Origin of the sequence: Bifidobacterium miconisargentati, from assembly GCF_019331675.1 — a bacterium.
GTDB lineage: Bacteria > Actinomycetota > Actinomycetes > Actinomycetales > Bifidobacteriaceae > Bifidobacterium > Bifidobacterium miconisargentati.
Genome location: NZ_JAHBBJ010000002.1, coordinates 128,344 through 148,574 on the forward strand (window position 1 = coordinate 128,344; position 20,231 = coordinate 148,574).

Sequence of the window (20,231 nt, forward strand, 5' to 3'; positions counted from 1 at the left end):
AGGAACACATCATGACCGAACAACTTCGACTGGCCGTCATCGGCGCCGGCGCCATGGGCCGCGACCACATCCGCTACATTCAGGACGATCCGGACGCCCGGCTCGTGGCCATCGCCGACCCCGTGCCCGACACCGAACAGGTGGCCAAGAACGCCGGTGTGCCCTGGTTCGCCGACTATAAGGAGATGCTGGACTGCACCGCGCTCGACGGCGTGGTTATCGCCTCGCCGAACCATCTGCACGTGCCGATGGCCCGCGAAACCGTGGCCCGCGGCATCCCCACTCTGGTGGAGAAGCCCATCAGTGACGACCTCGACGACGCGCGCGCCTTCGCCGCTGAAGCCCGTGCCTCCGGCGTGCCGGTGCTCGTGGGCCAGCACCGCCGTCACAACCCCAAGGTGCGCCGCGCCAAGGAGATCATCGAATCCGGGGCGCTGGGCCGCATCGTCACCGTGGCCGTGCTGTACAACCTGTACAAGCCGGACACCTACTACGACATCCCGTGGCGCAGGCAGAAGGGTGCCGGCCCGATCCTTGTGAACATGGTGCATGACGTGGATCTCATGCGCTACCTCATCGGTGAGCCGGTGGAGATCCAGGGCATGAGCGCCAACGCCGCGCGCGGCTTCGAAGTGGAGGATTCCGCCGTGGCCACCGTGCGTTTCGAGAACGGCACGCTCGGCACCATCACCCTGTCCGATTCGGCGGCCAGCCCGTGGAACTGGGAGTCCACCGCGCGCGAGAACCCGTTCTTCGCGCCGTACGACACGGACGCCTACTACATCATGGGCACCAAGGCTTCGCTGTCGCTGCCGCGACTGCACCTGTTCTCGCACGCGGGCGGCGTGAGCGACTGGACCAAACCGTTCACCTGCGAGGTGCAGGGCGTGCGTGAGGGGCTGCCGCATCGCTTGCAGCTCAGGCACTTCGAGCGTGTGATCCGCGGCGAGGAGGCCCCGCTGGTCACCCCGGAGGACGCCATCAAGACGCTTGAGGTGCTGAACGCTGTCAAGCGCGCGGCGGATGGCGGCGAGCTCGTGCGGTTGTAAACGCCGCGGTCGCCGCGATCGTTCGCGTTAAATAAGGCCTGCTTCTCCTTATATTCAGGGAGAAGCAGGCCTTATTTATTGCCGTTGATGCAGTATATCGAATGGTTATTCGATATACTGTCCTTATGACAACGACGACAAAGACCAAGCGCGTGCGCAAGAGCCCAGAGGAACGTCGCGCCGAAATCGCGCAGGCGGCGGTTCGCCTGGTGGGGGAGAAGGGCTACTACGGCACGTCGCTCAAGGACGTGGCGGATGCGGTGGGCATGAGCCAGCCGGGCCTGCTGCATTACATCGGCAACAAGGAAGGCCTGTTGTCGATGCTCATCACCGACAACTACGACGTCTACGGCACCCCGGACGACTTCATGGCCTCGGGCCTGCCCGGCAGCGACCCCGACCGACTGCTGTTCCCCGCCTACCTGCGCTACCTGGTGCGCTACAACGCGCAGCGCCGCGAGCTGGTGCGGCTGTACATGAGCCTCGAGGCCGAGGCGTTCAGCCCCGAACACCCGCTCTACGACTACTTCGAGAACCGCCCGGCCGCGGTATGGGACCATTACTGCCGCTATTCCTGGGTGATTCCGCCGGAGATGGGTTCGTGGGAGGAGTCGATGGGGCCCGTGGTGCGCATGTGCATCGAGGCGATGGACGGCGCGCAGCTGCGCTGGATGCGCCAGCCTCCGGTGGATCTGTATGACGAATGGCTGGCGTTCGAGCGGGTCATCTTCCCCGCGCCGCTGTGGGACAACTACCGCTGACGCCGTCAATGATCGCCGGTGGTGCGATGGCGGGGTGCCGGTGGCGCGATGGTGTTGGCGTGCGGCGTCGGTATTGGATGCGATTCGACAACCACTTGCAGAATTGTTGATAGTTACCAACCTTCCCGCGTGTCGCGATAACAGCAAAAGCGTTGGAAAATCAACATTTTCCGTTATCTAATAGGCACTCAGTAATGATTTGACAAACCTGCGGCGACGGCGCTATTCTTCTAGGTATCTAACAGGTGTTAGATACCTGTCAAAGCAGACAAGAAAGAATGAGAAACACGAGGTCAAGGATGAGTGCTTCAACCGCAATCCCCGCAGACGAGCGTCTGGCGGCCTTCAATGCGAACATCGCCGCGGCGGACAAGGATCCGTCGCTGTCTCCCGAAACCGGCAAGACCATGGACAAGGTCACCCTGTTCCGCTTCGGCGCGGGCTTCCTGGTCTTCGGCCTGCTGTGGATGAGCGGTCTGGCCATCGTCTCCGCCGTGCTGCTCACCAAGCACCTGCAGTCCATCTTCGGACCGGACGTCGAGGGCCTGACCGGTGCGATCAACGCCTGCACTGCCGTGGCCTCCCTGGTCTCCAACCTGTTGTTCGGCACCCTGTCCGACCGCTCCCGCTCCAAGTGGGGCCGCCGCACCCCGTTCATCGTGCTCGGCGCCATCCTCGGCGGCGTGACCCTGTTCCTCACCGGCATGGTCACCAACGCCGTGGCCATCACCATCATCTACTGCCTGTGCATGTTCGGCCTGAACGCCATGATCGCCCCGCTGGTGGCCATGATCTCCGACCGCATCCCGATGAACGTGCGCGGCACCATGTCCGCCTTCTTCGGCGCCGGCCAGACCTGTGGCGCCCCGATCGGTACCCTCATCGGCTCCGCCTTCATCCTCAACCCGTTCCCCGGCTTCATCCTGGCCGGCGTGCTCATGTTCCTCGGCGGCATTGTGGCCGTGATCATCGTGCCGAAGGAGTCCTCCGCCGACTTCCTGCCCAAGGACGAGGGCAAGGCCACCGACGTGCTCAAGAGCTTCATCCCGCCGAAGTTCTCCACCGCCCACGACTTCTACAAGGCCTTCGCCGGCCGTCTGTGCATGCTGCTGAGCTACCAGATGATCACCGTCTACCAGCTGCTCATCTTCCAGAAGTACATCGGCCTGGACGACACCGCTGCCGGCGCCGCCATGGCCACCATGTCCGTCATCACCATGGTCGTCTCCCTCGGCGGCTCCGTGGTCGCCGGCCCGATCTCCGACCTCATCGGCCGCCGCAAGATCCCGGTCGTCGCAGCCTCCGTGCTGTTCGCCATCGGCATGGCCATGCCGTGGATCATGCCGACCACCCTGGGCATGTTCCTGTACGCCGGCATCGCCGGCCTCGGCTACGGCGTCTACTCCTCCGTGGACCAGGCCCTGAACGTGGACGTGCTGCCCAACAAGGAGGAGGCCGGCAAGGACCTCGGCGTCCTGAACCTCGCCACCACCCTCGGCCAGATGCTCGGCCCGGTGCTCATGTCCGTGATCACCATGACCCTCGGCTACGCCGCCGCCTTCCCGATCTCCATCGTGTTCGCGCTGCTCGGCTGCGTGTTCATCATGATGATCAAGGGCGTCAAGTAAGCCTCCGCGCGATAATCGCGAAACCCCACGGCCGCGGCCGGTCCCCTCGAATCACCCCGGTGGACCGGCCGTTGCCGTATCCGGAATCAATCGCCTCATCAATCGACCGATCGAACCAATACGAAACACGACGACACAGGGGAGTGACCTGACCATGAGCAAGCACAGCGTGGACCGCATCCTGTTCGGTGCAGCCTACTACGACGAATACATGCCCGCTGGCGAGGACCGTATCGAAACCGACATGAAGATGATGGACGCGGCCGGCATCAACGTGATCCGCATCGCCGAATCGACCTGGAGCACCTGCGAGCCGCAGCCGGGCGTGTTCGACTTCAGCCACGTGGACCGCGCGCTGGACGCCGCGCAGCGCCACAACATCAACGTCATCGTGGGCACGCCCACCTACGCGGTGCCCGCCTGGCTCGTGCGCATGCACCCGGACGTGCTCGCCGTAACGCCGAACGGCCCCGGCAAGTACGGCCCGCGCCAGATCATGGACATCGTCAACCCCGCCTACCGCTACTACGGCGAGCGCGTGATCCGTGAGCTCATCAAGCACGTGGCGAACCACCCGGCCGTCATCGGCTACCAGGTGGACAACGAAACCAAGTACTACGATTCCGTGAGCCCGGACATGCAGGCGCTGTTCGTCAAGTACCTGCGCGGCAAGTTCAACGACGATCTCGACCAGCTCAACGCCCACTTCGGCCTCGACTACTGGTCCAACCGCGTGGACGCCTGGGAGGACTTCCCGGACGTGACCAACACCATCAACCAGTCGCTGCGCGGCGAATTCGACCGCTTCCGCCGCGCCCAGGTGGCCGAATTCCTCGCCTGGCAGGCGGACATCGTGCGCGAGTACGCCCGAGACGACCAGTTCGTCACCCAGAACTTCGACTTCGAATGGCGCGGCTACTCCTACGGCGTGCAGCCAGCCGTCGACCACTTCAAGGCCTCGGCCGCCGTGGACATCACCGGCGTGGACATCTACCACCCCACCGAGGACGAGCTGACCGGCACCGAGATCGCGTTCGGCGGCGACATGACCCGCTCCACCAAGAACGGCGCCAACTACCTGGTGCTCGAAACCGAGGCACAGGGACAGCACGGTTGGGTGCCGTTCCCCGGCCAGCTGCGCCTGCAGGCCTACTCGCACCTGGCCTCCGGCGCGGACATGGTGGAGTACTGGCACTGGCACTCCATCCACAACTCCTTCGAAACCTACTGGAAGGGCCTGCTCTCCCACGACATGGAATCGAACCCCACCTACGAGGAAGCCGGCGTGTTCGGCCGCGAGGTGGCCGACCCGGCCGTGGGCGAGCGCCTGATCCACCTGAAGAAGAGCAACAAGGTGGCCATCATGGTCTCCAACGAGGCCCTGTCCGCGCTCGAATGGTTCCGCGTGGAGACCGGCTTCCCGGACGGTACGGGCGTCAACTACAACGACATCGTGCGCCGCGTGTACGACGCGCTCTTCCGGCTCAACGTGGAATGCGACTTCCTGCCCGTGGACGCGCCCACCGAGCGCCTCGCCCAGTACGCCATGATCGTCACCCCGGCGCTCTACTGCACGCCGGAGGAGACCATCGCACGCCTGCGCGGCTTCGTGGCCGGCGGCGGACATCTGGTCTCCACGATGCGCTCGTTCGTCACGGACGACGAGGTGACCGTCTGGCACGACCGCGCGCCGCACGGACTCACGGACGTGTTCGGCCTGACCTACAACCAGTTCACCCGTCCGAAGGGCCGCGTGCCGGTGGTCTTCGCGGATGACGCCGCGCTCGCCGGCACGCCCGAGGCTTCGGCCGAGGCGCTCATCGAGCTGCTCAAGACGGATGCGGAGGCCGGCACCGAAGTGCTCGCCCGCTACGGCCATTACGCCTGGGAATCCTACGCGGCCGTGACCCGCCACGGATTCGGCAAGGGCAGCGCCGAATGGATCGGCACCCTGCTCGACGCCGACATCATGAAGGCCGTGATGCGCGAGGCCGTGGCCCACGCCGGCATCGAACCGGCCGGATTGGCGCTCGCGGGCAAGCTCGTGGTGCGTCAGGGCGTGAACCAGTCCGGCGAGACCGTGACCTACCTGCTCAACTACTCGGCCGATGCGGTCTCGTTCGCCAGCCCCGTGGCCGGTTCCGTGGTCGTGGCCCCGCAGGTCGTGGGCGCCGACGGCCTGATCGACGAGGCCGCGTCCGCATCGCTCGCCGTACGCCCCGGCATGCCGGTCGCCGTCGGCGACGAGCTGACGATTCCGCGCTGGAACCTCGCCGTCATCGCCGGCTGAGCGTTTCGCTCCGCTGCGATATCCGTGTGACAAAGGAGGTATCTATCGAAAGGTAGATACCTCCTTTATTTATTGGTTACACAAACAAGACACGCCGGTAAAACATAATGATTACTTTGCGTTATCATTTATCTAGCAGCTGTTAGATAAAGAAGTCAACTGACAGCGAAGAAGCATAACTCAATGAAGAGCCGCGCACCCCGCCCGCGGGATCGCGCAACCATCACCGAAAGAAAGGAAATCCATCATGACCACATGGATCGCCACCACCCCGGACGCCAAGCTCGTGGACCGTTCGGCCGAAGTCGCCGCCACCGGTGCCACCTCGGCCCCGGACCTGGCCCTCGACGGCAACGAATACCAGGCCCTGCGCGGCTTCGGCGGCTGCTTCAACGAGCTTGGCTGGCTGCCGCTGCAGACCGTGACCGAAGCCGAACGCGACCAGATCATCAAGGAGCTGTTCGACCCCGAGGAGATGAACTTCACGTTCAACCGCGCCCCCGTGGCCGCCAACGACTTCGCCGACCACTGGTACAGCTACGACGAGATCGAGGGCGACTACGACATGGAGCACTTCTCCGTCGAACGCGACGAGGAGACCCTGATCCCGTACATCCACCGCGCCCAGGAATGGCAGCCGGACATGCGCCTGTTCTCCAGCCCGTGGTCCCCGCCGACTTGGATGAAGCGCCCGAAGGCGTACAATTACGGCCGTCTCATCCAGACCCCCGAGAACCTCAAGGCCTACGCCAAGTACCTGGTCAAGTACGTTCAGGCCTACGCCGAGCACGGCATCACCGTGAACCAGCTGCACGTGCAGAACGAGGTGTTCGCCGATCAGAAGTTCCCGAGCGCCCTGTGGGACGCCGAGGCCCTGAAGGTCTTCATCCGTGACTACCTGGGTCCCGCCTTCGACGAGGCCGGCCTCGACACCGACATCTGGCTGGGCACCCTGAACGGTCCGGAGGACATGAAGTGGACCGGCGGTGGCTACGGCATGGCCCTCAACAACTACAACCGCTTCGTGGACAACATCCTCTTCGACGACGGCGCCCGCCACTACATCAAGGGCATCGCCTACCAGTGGGCCGGCCAGAACTGCATCGCCCGCACCCACGAGTCGTGGCCCGAGATCGAGCTCATCCAGTCCGAATCCGAGTGCGGCGACGGCCAGAACACCTGGGAGTACGCGGAGTACGTGTTCCACCTCATCAACCACTACTTCCGCAACGGCGCCACCGCCTACACCTACTGGAACATGATCCTGGACGACCAGGATTCCACCTGGGGCTGGTGGCAGAACTCCCTGTTCACCATCACCGCCGACACGCACGAGGTGCGCCGCAACCCCGAGTACTACGTGATGCGCCACTTCTCCAAGTACGTGCGTCCGGGCGCGGTGCTGCTCGGCACCACCGGCCACTTCAACTCCATGGCCATCGCCTTCCGCAACCCGGACGGCACCATCGTGGTCGTGGCCCAGAACGCCCTCGAAACCGAGCGTCCGTTCGAGTTCGCCGACCCGTCCGACGCCTCCCGTGGCCTCAGGGTCACGCTCGCCCCGCGCTCCTTCAACACCTTCGTGCTCGACTGAGCAATCCTGTGATCGATTGACGCCGATTGGGTGACCGGCATCGACTGATTGCGTTGTGATCGGCTTCCCTCCCATCCTCGGGAGGGGAGCCGTTTGCGTTGGAATCCCTTTATGCCGTGGAGCAGAGGAGGTCGCTGGCTTGATGGAGGCGAGGGATGCTCTGCCCGGTGAGTTGGGCGGTCGCTGATGATATCGTTGTCATGAACAGCAGGCAGCACCCACGCAAAGGAGCACGGCATGACCTTCCCGAAACTGAAGACCAACCCCGGCATGAACCCGGAGTCGGTGATCCAGGGCGACCGCTGGCGCATCGGCATCCTCACCGAATCGCTCATCCGCCTCGAATGGCAGGAAAGCGGCGTGTTCGAGGACCATGCCACGCAGATGGTCGTGGACCGCGACTTCGCCGGCGACACCCCGCACTTCACCCAAACCGTCCGTGACGGCCTGCTCGTCGTGGACACCCCGGCCCTGCGCCTGACCTACGACATGCAGCCCTTCAGCAAGGAAGGCCTGAGCATCGTGGTCAAGGGCGTGTCCAACTCCCAGATGAACACCTGGCATTACGGCGACGTGCAGCGCGGCAATCTCAGGGGCACCGCCCGCACGCTGGACGAGGTGAACGGCGAGACCGAGCTGGGTCTCGGCGTGATCTCCCACGACGGCTGGGCCGTCATCGACGACTCCGCCTCGAACGTCATCGTGGACGGCGCGGAGGCCGCCGAGGTCAGGGGCGAGGCCAACCCGTTCAGCACCTGGGTCGTCCCGCGTGACAACGATGGCACGGATCTCTACTTCTTCGGCTACGGCCACCGCTTCATCGAGGCCGTGCAGGACTTCTACCGCCTCACCGGCCCGACCCCGCTGCTGCCGCGCTTCGCCCTGGGCAACTGGTGGAGCCGCTACCACCGCTACACCGAAGACGAATACCTGAAGCTCGTGGACCGCTTCGAACAGGAGGGCCTGCCGTTCACCACCGCCGTCATCGACATGGACTGGCACCTCGTGGACGACGTGGACCCCAAATACGGCTCCGGCTGGACCGGATACACGTGGAACCACAGCTTCTTCCCTGACCCCAAACGCTTCCAGCGCACCCTGCACGAGCACGGCCTCAACACCACGCTCAACGTCCATCCGCGCGACGGCATCCGCGCCTTCGAGGACGGCTACGATGTGGTGGCCGAGGCCATGGGCATCGACCCGAAGAGCGGCGAACCGGTGGAATTCGACCTGACCAGCCCTCGTTTCATGGACGCCTACTTCAAGCTCCACCACAACCTCGAGGCCATGGGCACCGACTTCTGGTGGCTCGACTGGCAGCAAGGCGGCGTGACCCGGCAGAAGGGCCTCGACCCGCTGTGGATGCTCAACCACATGCACTACCTCGACTCCGGCCGCGAGGGTCGCTGGCCGCTCACCTTCTCCCGCTACGCCGGCCCTGGCTCGCACCGCTACCCGGTCGGCTTCTCCGGGGACACGGTGGTCACGTGGGAATCGCTGAAATTCCAGCCCTACTTCACCTCCACCGCCTCGAACATCGGCTACGGCTGGTGGAGTCATGACATCGGCGGCCACATGTTCGGCTACCGTGACGAGGAGCTGGAGGCCCGTTGGTACCAGCTCGGCACGTTCAGCCCCATCAATCGTCTGCATTCCACCGATTCGCCGTTCAATGGCAAGGAACCGTGGAACTTCCACGCCGAGACGCGCGCCGCCATGGACAAGGCCCTGCGCCTGCGCCACATGCTTCTGCCGTACTTGTATGCCATGAACTGGCGCGCCGCCACCGAAGGCCGGCCGCTGGTCGAGCCGATGTACTGGCAGTCGCCGGAAAACGCGAACGCCTACGGTGTGGAGCAGGAGTTCCGCTTCGGCACCGAACTCGTCGTGGCCCCGATCGTGACCCCCGCCGACCGCGACGTGCAGATGGCCAAGGCTGACGTCTGGCTGCCGCAGGGCACCTGGTTCGACTTCTTCGCCGGCCGTCGCTACGAATCCCGCCCGGCCGCGGGCCGCAAGTTCGAGGTGTGGCGCGGGCTCGACGGCATGCCCGTGTTCGCCAAGGCCGGCGGCATCGTGCCGCTGCAGGCGCTGGACGGGCTCAACGGCCGCGAGAATTCCGTGGACAACCCCGCACACCTCAACGTGCTCGTCTTCCCTGGCGCCTCCGGCATGTTCGCATTGAAGGAGGACGACGGCACCAACCAAGCCCGTCCGGACGAATCGGTCCTGGCCGTCACAGCCATGAACCTCACGTGGGGCGGGGGAGCGGCCGGCGAAGGCGAGCCCGGCGAATCCCGCTTCGTCATCGCGCCCGTGTCCGGCAACCGTACGGCCGTGCCCGAGCGTCGCACTTGGAACGTCACCTTCCGTGGTGTGGCCCAGACCGGACCGACCGTTACGGTGTCCGGCGAGCCGGTCGAGGCACAGGTCTCGTACGATGCGGACACGCTGAGCCTCACGGTGACGGTGTCCGACGTGCCGGTCACCGCGGAACTCGTGATCGCAGCGAACCTTGTCATCGCCGACGATCCGGCCGTCGAGGACGCCTTCCGAGTGCTGTACGACGCGCAGATCGACTACCTCACCAAGGAGAGGGCCTACGGTCTCATCCGCGAGAGCGGTGCCGGGGCATTGGGTGCGCTGCATACGTTGGAAAGCGCCGCCAGCGACCACCCGCGCCACGACTTCGACGACTCGCACATGCCGTCCGCGGTGATCCAGGCCGTGACCGAACCGTTGCTGCGCACGGTGTGAGGTCCGTTCCCGCCCCTTCCCTCGGGAGGGGGCGGGATACACTGGGCAGCTATGTCCACACGATCCACGCAACAGCCGACGTCCAAGCGCATCCGCAAATCCCCCGAGGAGCGCAAACGCGAGATCCTCGACGCGGCGGTGCGTCTCATCTCCGAGCGGGGATACAACGGCATCTCCGTGCAGGACGTGGCAGATGCGGTGGGCGTCACCAAGCAGGGCGTGCTGCGGTACATCGGTAGCAAGGACAACCTGCTCGCCATGGTGTATCTCGAAAACTACAACGCCACCGGCAACGTGGAGGACTTCCGGGCCTCGGGCGAACCGGGCTCCGAGGAAGGCAACCTGCGTCTTCCCGCCTACCTGCGGTTCCTGGTACGGCACAACTCCCGCCGCCGCATGCTGGTGCAGCTCTTCTCCATCCTGCAGGTCGAGTCGTTCAACCCCGATCATCCGCTGCACGACGAGTTCGCCACCCGACAGGAATCGGTCTGGCGGTACTACTCCGGCTTCGACTGGCGCATCCCGGCCACGTTCGATTCGTTCGACGACGTCCGGCCCACCGTGCGCAAGGCCCTGGAGATCATGGACGGCGTGCAGCTGCGATGGCTGCGCGAGCCCGCCATCGATCTGAACGAGGAATGGGCTGAGCTGGAGCCGATGATCTTCCCCTCGCCCCTGTGGGACGGGTGCCGCTGATCCGATAACACGCGCCATGTGTTGTGCGGGCGTTGCGTCCGCATGGCGTGTCCATCAGTGCGGTCGTGTTAAACTACCAATCGGTAGTTAAAGAACATGTTGTTCGATTTCATCGAAGAAAGCGAAAGCACAATGGCCGATACTGCAGCAACCCTGCCCTACAAGAACCCCGACCTGCCCGCCTCCGAGCGCATCGCCGACCTGCTCTCCCGCATGACCCTCGAGGAGAAGGTCGGCCAGATGATGCAGCTGGACGCCCGCAGCGGCGACCTTGACGACCTCATCGTCAACAAGCACGTCGGCTCCATCCTGCACACCAGCCCGGAGGACCTGCCCCGCGCCGTCAAGACCGTCAACGAGAAGACCCGCCTCGGCATCCCGCTGGTCATCGGCGACGACTGCATCCACGGCTACTCCTTCTGGCCCGGCGCCACGATTTTCCCCTCCCAGCTCGGCATGGCGCTGAGCTGGGACCCGGCCGCGGTCGAGGCCGCCGGCCGCGCCACCGCCGAGGAGGTCTCCTGCACCGGCGTGCACTGGACCTTCTCCCCGGTGCTGTGCATCGCCCGCGACACCCGCTGGGGCCGCGTGGACGAGACCTTCGGCGAGGATCCGACGCTGATCGGCGAGCTCGCCTCCGCCATGGTCAAGGGCTACCAAGGCGGTGCCAAGGCCGGCGAGGAACTGCCGAAGAACGCCATCCTGGCCTGCGCCAAGCACTTCGCCGGCTACTCCGAGACCCAGGGCGGCCGCGACGCCTCCGAGGCCGACCTGTCCCACCGCAAGCTCGAATCCTGGTTCCTGCCGCCGTTCGAGCGCGTGGCCAAGGAAGGCTGCGGCACGTTCATGCTCGGCTACGAATCCATCGACGGTGTGCCGGTCACCTTCAACAAGTGGCTCCTGACCGACAAGCTGCGCGGTGCCTGGAAGTACCAGGGCACCCTCATCACCGACTGGGACAACGTGGGTCGTTCCGTGTGGGAGCAGAAGGTCAAGCCCGACTACGTGCACGCCGCCGCTGACGCCGTCAAGGCCGGCAACGACCTGGTCATGACCACCCCGCAGTTCTATGAGGGCGCCATCGAGGCCGTGAAGACCGGTCTGCTGGACGAGTCCCTGATCGACGAGGCCGTCGCCCGCATCCTGGCCCTGAAGTTCCGTCTCGGCCTGTTCGAGGACCCGCGTCTGCCGGACGCCGAGCGCATCAAGACCGTCATCGGCTCCGCCGAGCACCAGCAGGTCAACCTGGAGCTCGCCCGCGAGGCCGTGGCCCTGCTGCGCAACGACGGCAACCTGCCGTTCGCCGCCGGCTCCGCCAAGCGCATCGCCGTGGTCGGCCCGCTCGCCGACGACGCCCAGAACCAGCTCGGCGACTGGACCGGCAACTCCGGCCAGGTCTCCTGGATGCCGGACGGCCAGCCGCGTGAGATGATCACCACCGTACTCGACGGCATCCGCGAGCTCGCCGGCGAAGGCACCGAAGTCGTGTACTCCCGCGGTGCGAACGTCGTGGATCTCGTGACCGATCCGGCCGGCGAGTTCTACCCGGACGGCCAGCCCCGCCCGAAGATCGGCATCTCTGCCGCCGTGGATCAGGCCATGCTCGACGAGGCCGTGTCCAACGCACGTCAGTCCGACCTGATCGTGGCCGTGGTGGGCGATACCGTCCAGCTCACCGGCGAGACCTGCTCCACCGCCACCCTCGAACTGCTCGGCGGCCAGAATGCGCTGCTCGACGCGCTCGCCGCCGTCTCCCGCGAGACCGGCAAGCCGCTGGTCACCGTGCTCGTGAGCTCCAAGCCGCAGATCCTGCCCGCCTCCATCGTGGGCGAGGCCGGCGTATTTGCCAAGCGTGTGAGCGACCCGGCCACCGGCACCGGCTCCATCCTGTGGGCCGCGAACCCCGGTATGAAGGGCGGCCAGGCCATCGCCGAGGTCATCTTCGGCCTGACCAACCCGTCCGGCCGTCTGCCCGTGACCTTCCCGCGCCATGCGGGTCAGCTGCCGGTCTACTACAACCAGGTGCGCGGCCAGCACGGCGACCGTTACGCCGACCTCACGCAGGATCCGGCGTTCGCGTTCGGCGAGGGCCTGAGTTACACCACGTTCGAGTACGGCGAGCCCGTCGTCACCGGTGGCGCTTCGAATGCGGACGGCACCTTCGCCGAGGACGACACCGTGCATGCCTCCATCACCCTGACCAACACGGGCGACCGCGCCGGCGTCGAGGTCGTGCAGGCCTACATCGGCGACATCGTGACCTCCTACAGCTGGACCGACCGCGAACTCAAGGCCTTCCAGCGCGTGGCCCTGGAGCCCGGCGAGACCAAGACGGTCGAATTCGAGATCCCGGTGGCCGACTGCACCATCGTGGATCCGGACGCCAACCGCATCGTCGAGCCCGGCGAATTCGAGCTGCTCATCGGCCACTCCTCGCGCCGCGAGGAACTTAAGCGCACCACGTTCACCGTGGCGTGATGTGCTGATTGGCTGATGGCTCGGGCTCATTGATGCATGAGTGGGGTTGGAAGGGCAGGTAATGCCTTTCCAACCCCCATTTGCTTGTTGGCTGGCGGGGCAGACCTAGCGGTTTGTTCCTGTTTTGCTTCGCTGAGTGGGTTGTAGGCGGGGCATCTCGGGTATGTATGGTCCTGAAAACGCCGCTGAGTGATGTCAGTGGGGCAGCTCAGGTAGTTTGTGCCTGTTTTGCCTCGCCGAGTGGGGCGTAAGCGGTGCAATTCGGTTAGTTGTTGCCTGCGTGGCCCTTTTGATGATGCATCGACATGCTGCATGGCCGATATGTGATATGTGTTGTCTGGTATGCCGAGACGATCTAAACGGAGATGCAATGGAGCAATATGACCTGGCTGAAATCAAATTGAACGGCACCTCGGACGGCAATCCGTATGTGGATGTCGATGTGCACGCCACTTTTACGCACGCCGGCACCGGGCATACCGTCGAGGTCGGCGGCTTCTATCGCGGCAAAGGCCGCTATAGCGTGCGCTTCATGCCGGAATCGGCCGGCGAATGGACGTACGTGACAGCCAGCAACGATCCCGCGCTCGATGGGATTGCCGGCACGTTCGTCGCGGAACAGCCATCGCCGGACAACCATGGGCCCGTGCGACTTGCCATCGACGTGCTGGACGGCGAGGCCGCGGCGGCGTACGGCACCGAGCTGCCGTATCGCTTCTGCTATGCGGACGGCATCCCGTACCGGCCGTATGGCACCACCTGCTATGCGTGGATCAACCAGAGCCCGGACGTGCAGGAACGGACGTTGACAACGCTCGCACAGGCGCCGTTCAACAAAATCCGCATGTGCGTGTTCCCCAAGTTTTACGACTTCAACACCGCCGACCCAGCCATGTTCGCCTACGAAGGTTCGATGGCCGGCGGATTCGACCACACGCGCTTCAACGAACCGTTCTTCGTCAACCTCGACCGCCGCATCGCACAGCTCGCCGAACTCGGCGTCGAAGCGGACATCATCCTGCTGCATCCGTACGACAAGCCCGAATGGGGCTTCTCCCGCATGTCCAAGGCCGACGACGAGCGTTACCTTGCCTACATGGCCCGCCGCTACGGCGCATACCGCAACGTGTGGTGGTCGCTGGCCAACGAATACGACCTCATGCCGTGGAAGAGCCGCGGTGATTGGCGTGACTACGCGCACGTAATCATGGCCAACGATGCGTTCGGTCATCTGCGTTCGGTACACAACTGCGTCACCCTGTACGACTGGGGCGAGGATTGGGTCACGCACTGCTCGTACCAGCGCGTGGACGTGACCCGCACCACTGAGCCGATCGCCGAATACCGCAAACGCTATGGCAAACCGGTCATCTGCGACGAGCCCGGTTACGAAGGCAACATCTACTGGGGTTGGGGCAACCTGCCCGGCACCGAACTCATGCGCCGGTTCTGGGAAGGCGCGATGCGCGGCGGCTATGTGACCCACGGCGAGACGTACATCGACCGCGGCCCGCAGATCTGGTGGGCGCACGGCGGCGAACTGCATGGTGAGGCACCGGAACGCATCGCGTTCATGCGGTCGGTGTTCGCCGAGGCTCCGCTCGATGCCGCGCCGCTGGATGAGACGCTGTCGCCGGATGCCGTGTGGCCGCTGGCGGTTGCGGCTGCGGCTGACAATGTTGGCGGCACGGGTGAGTCCGCCGGTGCCGCGGGATTTGTCGAAGACGACGCGGCTGCCGATGCTTCGGAATTCGTCGAAAACACTGCGGCTGCTGAGGTTGCCGGGGTGGTTGAGTCTGCTGAGACTGCTGAATCTGTTGAGATCGCTGAGACCGCAGGGGCCGCCAACCTCGATGCGCCCACTCCCATAACCCCGGCGCAGGAAAAGGCCATGCAGTACTGGGACGTGCCCGTGCTGCGTTCCGGTCTCGACTGGCAGCTCGTGTACTTCGGCTGGTACCGGCCCGCCTGGCGTGATTTCCCGCTGCCGGACGGCCGCCGGTACCTGGTCGACGTGATCGACACTTGGAATATGACCATCGAGACGCTGCCCGGCACTCACGAATGCACCGTGCGCGTGCCCCTCGGCCGCCAATGGCTGGCCGTCCGCATCCGTCGTGCGGGATGATTATGCGGCAAATGTTCTGGAACACCAAGCACAGGTAAAGGAAACGAACATCATGATCAGTCAGGAAGCGCGCGACCTGTTCACCGCGAATGTGGCGGCCATGACCGCCGGGGATGCGCCGCATCTGGCGGCCCAAGTGCTGCCGGAAGGTGTGGAGCGCCGCAAGGATATCGCCTATGTGGATGATGGCAGCGAAGCCCATCTGCTGGACGTGTATGCGCCGGCGGATGCCGAGACCGGTGCCAAACTGCCGGTGATCGTGGACTTCCATGGCGGTGGCCTGTACTACGGCAACAAGGAGAACAACGAGTGCCGTGACATGCTGCTCGCCAAGCAGGGATTTGCCGTGGTCAACGCCAACTATTCGCTGGTGCCCTCGGTGAGTTTCCCCGCACAGCTTCGGGACGCGATGGCCGTGCTCGATTGGATCCGCGACCATGGCGCCGAATACGGTCTCGACACCGAGCGCGTGTGCGTGACCGGCGATTCCGCAGGCGGTGCGCTGGCCCTCTACCTCACGGCCGCCAATGGTTCTCCGCAACTGGCGGGTGCTCTGGGGCTCAAGCCCTCCGGCATCGACGTGAAGGCCCTCGTGGTGACCTCCGGTATGTTCCGTCTGTCCGGCGGGGTGCACGCCACCGCGCTGAGCTACTACATGGAAGGCTATCTGCAGACGCCGGCCGACCGCATCAAGATCACGCCGTACCTCGATCTCGACAAGCTCATCGTGGACGGTGCCGTGCCGCCGATTTACATGATCACCAGTGTGGAGGATTTCATCGCGGACAACACATACGAGCTGGCCCGCATCCTGCATGCCCGTCACAAGGATCACGCCATGAGCGTATGGCCCAAGGGCACCGAGCGCGCGCTGGGCCATGTATTCAACATCGTGCAGGCCGGCGATCCCGAAGCCGCCGAAGCGCATCAGGTGATCCGCAACATCGCCGACTACTGCAAGCACTACATCTGAATCTGACGGAGACGCCGGAATCTGGAGGATTCCACCGAACCGATTGCTCGGTACTCATTGAGCGGGGTTGGAAGGCTGCTTACTGGCCGTCCAACCCCGCTCAATGATTTCCAGCGGAGAGGTTTGGTCGGTTGCTGCCTGTTGAGCCCCGTTACATGGTCGTAAGGAAGGGCAGCTTGGTGGGCTGATATCGGTTTTGCCTCGTTGGGTGGTCGTAAGCGGGGCAATGGGGTTGGTTGCTGCCTGTTCCGCCGCGTTGAATGATTGTAGAAGAGGCAATTCGGTGAGCTGCTCCCGGTTTTGCCTCGCTGAGATGATTCCATCGGGGTAAAACCGGTAGTTCATGCCTGAACGATTCCGCTGGAACAGGATTGAAACGGACGGACGAGATGGAATGGATTCCTTTCGTCCGAGGGCAGCGCCGCCTCGTTGCCAGAGGATCGCTTGTACGTTGGCTCTGTTCAGCCAAAGTTGACATAACGCTATTGGGACTCCGCGGCGGGCTCTGCCGTCAGCTTCTCGGACAGGGGGAAATCAAGAGTCCGACGAGTTTGACCAAACAAGACCGGGCACGTACGGTCCCTTGCCAACGTCTTGCCGTTCGCGGCTTGCCTTACCGGTATCCATCCCACATCGGCAACGGCATGAGCACATCCTCGCAATCGGCCCACATGGCCGCAAGGTCCTGACCGGGCGTGCGCAGCCAACGCAGCTGCAAGCCGTCCATCATCGAGAAGCCGGCCTGCAGCACATGTTCCACACTCACGCCGTCCGGCACGCACCAGTTGATGTTCATGGCGTTGGACACGGCCTGTCGCTCGCGTTCGACGAAATAATCATGTGCGGGGTGCTCGGGATCCAGTGCCTCGGCGCTGAGGGTGGAGAACATGTGCACCAGTGCGGGCCGCTTGGCGTTCACCGCCACGATGCGCCGCCACATATCCGCGATGAGCGGGCGTCGTTCGGTCACCATGGCGGCCATGATATCCAGCGTCTCACGGTCGTACACCTCGCCCAGCACCAAGCTGAGCAGCCCCTCCTTGCTGCCGACGTAATGCAGCACGCCGGCCTTGGTGAGGCCCACTTCGGTGGCGATACGCTGCAGCGAGGTGCCGTAGTAGCCGAGTCTGCCGAACGATTCGACGGTGGCCTCGATGATGGCATTACGGCGGTCGTCCGTCTGCGTGGTGGGGGAGGATGCGGTATCGCTCATACGGGCCTCTTCTCTGCTTTCCGTCTCTGAGAGCGTGGCGGTCAAATACGTCGTGCGATGCGCGTGGTTGCGCCGAGCCGCTCTCCATTGGTGTGTCGGCTCTTGCCGAAGACAAGAATACCCGTAACCTTACGGTCGGTTAGTAGTGATTTCAAATGATTTCGGCGTGTTGTGTCATCGATTTTGATAATCTACCTACCAACCGGTCGGTCGAGAGATAATCGACTGAAGGGATTCGCAGACGAATCCCGGGCGGCATGCGGCCAGACTGCCGCCGCAACCGCGCGAGATCTACACGCAATCGCACGACTCAAGGAAAGAGGCACACATGAGCGAGCACACCTACCCCTCCGTCAAGGACCTGACCCTCGAAGAGAAGGCCTCCCTCACCTCCGGCGGCGACGCCTGGCACCTGCAGGGCGTCGAGTCCAAGGGCATCCCCGGCTACATGATCACCGACGGCCCCCACGGCCTGAGGAAGTCCCTGGCCGCCAGCACCGGTGAAACCGATCTGGACGCCTCTGTGCCCGCCACCTGCTTCCCGCCCGCGGCCGGCCTGTCCAGCTCGTGGAACCCGGAGCTCATCCACAAGGTCGGCGAGGCCATGGGCGAGGAGTGCATCCAGGAGAAGGTCGCCGTCATCCTCGGCCCCGGCGTCAACATCAAGCGCAACCCGCTCGGCGGCCGTTGCTTCGAGTACTGGAGCGAGGATCCGTACCTGGCCGGCCATGAGGCCGTCGGCATCGTCGCGGGCGTGCAGTCCAAGGGCGTGGGCACCTCGCTGAAGCATTTCGCCGCCAACAACCAGGAGACCGACCGTCTGCGCGTGGACGCCCGCATCTCCCAGCGCGCTCTGCGCGAGATCTATCTGCCGGCCTTCGAGCACATCGTCAAGACCGCCCAGCCGTGGACCATCATGTGCTCCTACAACCGCATCAACGGCGTCCACTCCGCCCAGAACCACTGGCTGCTCACCGACGTGCTGCGCGGCGAATGGGGCTTCGAGGGCATCGTCATGTCCGACTGGGGTGCCGATCACGACCGCGTGGCCTCCCTCAACGCCGGCCTCAACCTGGAGATGCCGCCGAGCTTCACGGACGATCAGATCGTCTACGCTGCCCGCGACGGCCGCATCGACCCCGCCCAGCTCGACCGTATGGCCCAGGGCATGATCGACCTGACGAACAAGGCCCGTGCCGCCATGAGCATCGACGGCTACCGCTTCGACGTGGACGGGCATGACGAGGTCGCCCACCAGGCCGCCGTCGAATCGATGGTGCTGCTCAAGAACGAGGACGCGATCCTGCCGCTCGACCCGAACGGCGGCAAGAAGATCGCCGTCATCGGCGAATTCGCCCGCACCCCGCGCTACCAGGGCGGCGGCTCCTCGCATATCACCCCCACCAAGATGACCTCGTTCCTCGACACGCTCGCCGAACGCGGCATCAAGGCCGACTTTGCCCCCGGCTTCACGCTCGACCTCGAGCCGGCCGACCCGGCGCTGGAGTCCGAAGCCGTGAAGGCCGCCGAGGCCGCTGATGTGGCGCTCGTGTTCCTGGGTCTGCCCGAGGCCGCCGAATCCGAGGGCTTCGACCGCGAGACCCTCGACATGCCGGCCAAGCAGATCGACCTGCTGCGCCGCATCGCTGCCGTCAGCGAAAACGTGGCTGTGGTGCTGTCCAACGGTTCGGTCGTCTCCGTGGCTCCGTGGGCCGACTCCGCCAAGGGCATCCTGGAATCGTGGCTGCTCGGCCAGGCCGGCGGCCCCGCGCTCGCCGACGTGATCTTCGGCGAGATCAGCCCCTCCGGCAAGCTCGCCCAGTCCATTCCGCTGGACATCAATGACGACCCGAGCATGCTCAACTGGCCCGGCGAGGAAGGCCATGTGGACTACGGCGAAGGCGTGTTCGTCGGCTACCGCTACTACGACACCTACGGCAAGGCCGTCGACTACCCGTTCGGCTACGGCCTGAGCTACGCGACCTTCGAGATCTCCGATGTGACCGCGGCCAAGACCGGCGCCAACACCGCGTCCGTGACCGCCACCGTGACCAACATGTCCGACGTGGCCGCCGCCGAAACCGTGCAGGTGTACGTGGCGCCGGGCAAGGCCGACGTGGCCCGTCCGTCCCATGAGCTCAAGGGCTTTGAGAAGGTGTTCCTCAAGGCCGGCGAGTCCAAGACCGTGACCATCGACCTCGACGAGCGCGCCTTCGCCTACTGGTCCGAGAAGTTCAACGACTGGCACGTGGAGGCCGGCGAATACGGCATCGAGGTCGGCACGTCGAGCCGCGACATCGCCGCGACCGCTACGGTGGAGCTCGACGGTGACGGCAAGTCCCTGCCGCTCGACGAGTGGTCCACCTACGGCGAGTGGGAGTCCGACCCGGTCGGCGGCAAGGTCGTCGCGGCCGTCAACGCCGCCGCCGGCACCAACGGCCTGCCCGTGCTGCCGGACAACGCCATGATGCGCATGTTCCTCCAGTCCATGCCCATCAACTCGCTGCCGACCCTGCTCGGCGAGGCCGGCAAGACCCTCACCTCCTACCTGCTCGACGAATACGCCAAGCTGACGAAGTAGGGTGTCGGCCGCGTAATCGGCACATGACATGTAAATTCGGCTCCCCTCCCCGAGGGGAGCTGTCGGCGGAAGCCGACTGA

The 20,231-nt window shown here is 64.7% G+C and carries 12 protein-coding genes; 11 read left to right on the top strand and 1 reads right to left on the bottom strand.

The genetic code is table 11. The annotated features are described in order from the left end of the window. The first annotated feature begins 11 nt into the window (after positions 1–11). From KIH81_RS01775 to KIH81_RS01820, 10 genes are all read left to right on the top strand, one after another. Positions 12–1,049 (top strand): Gfo/Idh/MocA family protein, encoded by a 1,038-nt coding sequence (locus tag KIH81_RS01775; RefSeq protein ID WP_214303802.1) that lies wholly within the window; start codon positions 12–14, stop codon positions 1,047–1,049. A 125-nt stretch (positions 1,050–1,174) separates the two neighbouring features. Next, positions 1,175–1,810 carry a TetR/AcrR family transcriptional regulator gene (locus KIH81_RS01780; protein WP_236029120.1) on the top strand — a complete coding sequence of 212 codons (636 nt, stop codon included), beginning with the start codon at positions 1,175–1,177 and terminating at the stop codon, positions 1,808–1,810. Between the two features lie 299 nt (positions 1,811–2,109). Further along, positions 2,110–3,438: an MFS transporter gene (locus tag KIH81_RS01785; protein WP_214303804.1), complete on the top strand. Its 1,329-nt coding sequence runs from the start codon at positions 2,110–2,112 to the stop codon at positions 3,436–3,438. 154 nt (positions 3,439–3,592) lie between these two features. Next, positions 3,593–5,728, top strand: a complete 2,136-nt coding sequence (locus KIH81_RS01790; protein ID WP_214303805.1) for a beta-galactosidase — start codon at positions 3,593–3,595, stop codon at positions 5,726–5,728. Positions 5,729–5,975: 247 nt separating this feature from the next. Then, positions 5,976–7,322: a glycoside hydrolase family 30 protein gene (locus tag KIH81_RS01795; RefSeq protein WP_214303806.1), complete on the top strand. Its 1,347-nt coding sequence runs from the start codon at positions 5,976–5,978 to the stop codon at positions 7,320–7,322. A 237-nt stretch (positions 7,323–7,559) separates the two neighbouring features. Then, complete coding sequence (locus KIH81_RS01800) at positions 7,560–10,082, top strand: glycoside hydrolase family 31 protein (RefSeq protein ID WP_236029121.1); 2,523 nt, start codon at positions 7,560–7,562, stop codon at positions 10,080–10,082. 51 nt (positions 10,083–10,133) lie between these two features. Then, a complete protein-coding gene (locus tag KIH81_RS01805) occupies positions 10,134–10,778 on the top strand; it encodes a TetR/AcrR family transcriptional regulator (RefSeq protein WP_214303807.1) in 645 nt (214 codons plus the stop codon). A 132-nt stretch (positions 10,779–10,910) separates the two neighbouring features. Next, positions 10,911–13,256 carry a glycoside hydrolase family 3 N-terminal domain-containing protein gene (locus tag KIH81_RS01810; protein WP_236029123.1) on the top strand — a complete coding sequence of 782 codons (2,346 nt, stop codon included), beginning with the start codon at positions 10,911–10,913 and terminating at the stop codon, positions 13,254–13,256. 370 nt (positions 13,257–13,626) lie between these two features. Beyond that, positions 13,627–15,384, top strand: coding sequence for a DUF5605 domain-containing protein (locus KIH81_RS01815; RefSeq protein ID WP_236029129.1), 1,758 nt, complete (start codon positions 13,627–13,629; stop codon positions 15,382–15,384). A gap of 52 nt (positions 15,385–15,436) precedes the next feature. Further along, on the top strand, positions 15,437–16,357 hold the full coding sequence (locus KIH81_RS01820) for an alpha/beta hydrolase (protein ID WP_214303809.1): 921 nt from the start codon (positions 15,437–15,439) through the stop codon (positions 16,355–16,357). A 613-nt stretch (positions 16,358–16,970) separates the two neighbouring features. Here KIH81_RS01820 and KIH81_RS01825 read toward each other — a convergent pair. Then, on the bottom strand, positions 16,971–17,570 hold the full coding sequence (locus KIH81_RS01825; protein WP_214303810.1) for a TetR/AcrR family transcriptional regulator: 600 nt from the start codon (positions 17,568–17,570) through the stop codon (positions 16,971–16,973). A 328-nt stretch (positions 17,571–17,898) separates the two neighbouring features. On the opposite strand from KIH81_RS01825, the gene KIH81_RS01830 reads away from it, so the two are divergent. Next, complete coding sequence (locus KIH81_RS01830; protein ID WP_214303811.1) at positions 17,899–20,151, top strand: exo-alpha-(1->6)-L-arabinopyranosidase; 2,253 nt, start codon at positions 17,899–17,901, stop codon at positions 20,149–20,151. Positions 20,152–20,231 lie beyond the last annotated feature (80 nt).

Coding starts and splice junctions, on each gene's coding strand:
- KIH81_RS01780 (WP_236029120.1), top strand. CDS start 1,175: ATGACAACGACGACAAAGACCAAGCGCGTGCGCAAGAGCCCAGAGGAA.
- KIH81_RS01825 (WP_214303810.1), bottom strand. CDS start 17,570: ATGAGCGATACCGCATCCTCCCCCACCACGCAGACGGACGACCGCCGT.
- KIH81_RS01790 (WP_214303805.1), top strand. CDS start 3,593: ATGAGCAAGCACAGCGTGGACCGCATCCTGTTCGGTGCAGCCTACTAC.
- KIH81_RS01810 (WP_236029123.1), top strand. CDS start 10,911: ATGGCCGATACTGCAGCAACCCTGCCCTACAAGAACCCCGACCTGCCC.
- KIH81_RS01795 (WP_214303806.1), top strand. CDS start 5,976: ATGACCACATGGATCGCCACCACCCCGGACGCCAAGCTCGTGGACCGT.
- KIH81_RS01815 (WP_236029129.1), top strand. CDS start 13,627: ATGGAGCAATATGACCTGGCTGAAATCAAATTGAACGGCACCTCGGAC.
- KIH81_RS01805 (WP_214303807.1), top strand. CDS start 10,134: ATGTCCACACGATCCACGCAACAGCCGACGTCCAAGCGCATCCGCAAA.
- KIH81_RS01830 (WP_214303811.1), top strand. CDS start 17,899: ATGAGCGAGCACACCTACCCCTCCGTCAAGGACCTGACCCTCGAAGAG.
- KIH81_RS01785 (WP_214303804.1), top strand. CDS start 2,110: ATGAGTGCTTCAACCGCAATCCCCGCAGACGAGCGTCTGGCGGCCTTC.
- KIH81_RS01820 (WP_214303809.1), top strand. CDS start 15,437: ATGATCAGTCAGGAAGCGCGCGACCTGTTCACCGCGAATGTGGCGGCC.
- KIH81_RS01800 (WP_236029121.1), top strand. CDS start 7,560: ATGACCTTCCCGAAACTGAAGACCAACCCCGGCATGAACCCGGAGTCG.
- KIH81_RS01775 (WP_214303802.1), top strand. CDS start 12: ATGACCGAACAACTTCGACTGGCCGTCATCGGCGCCGGCGCCATGGGC.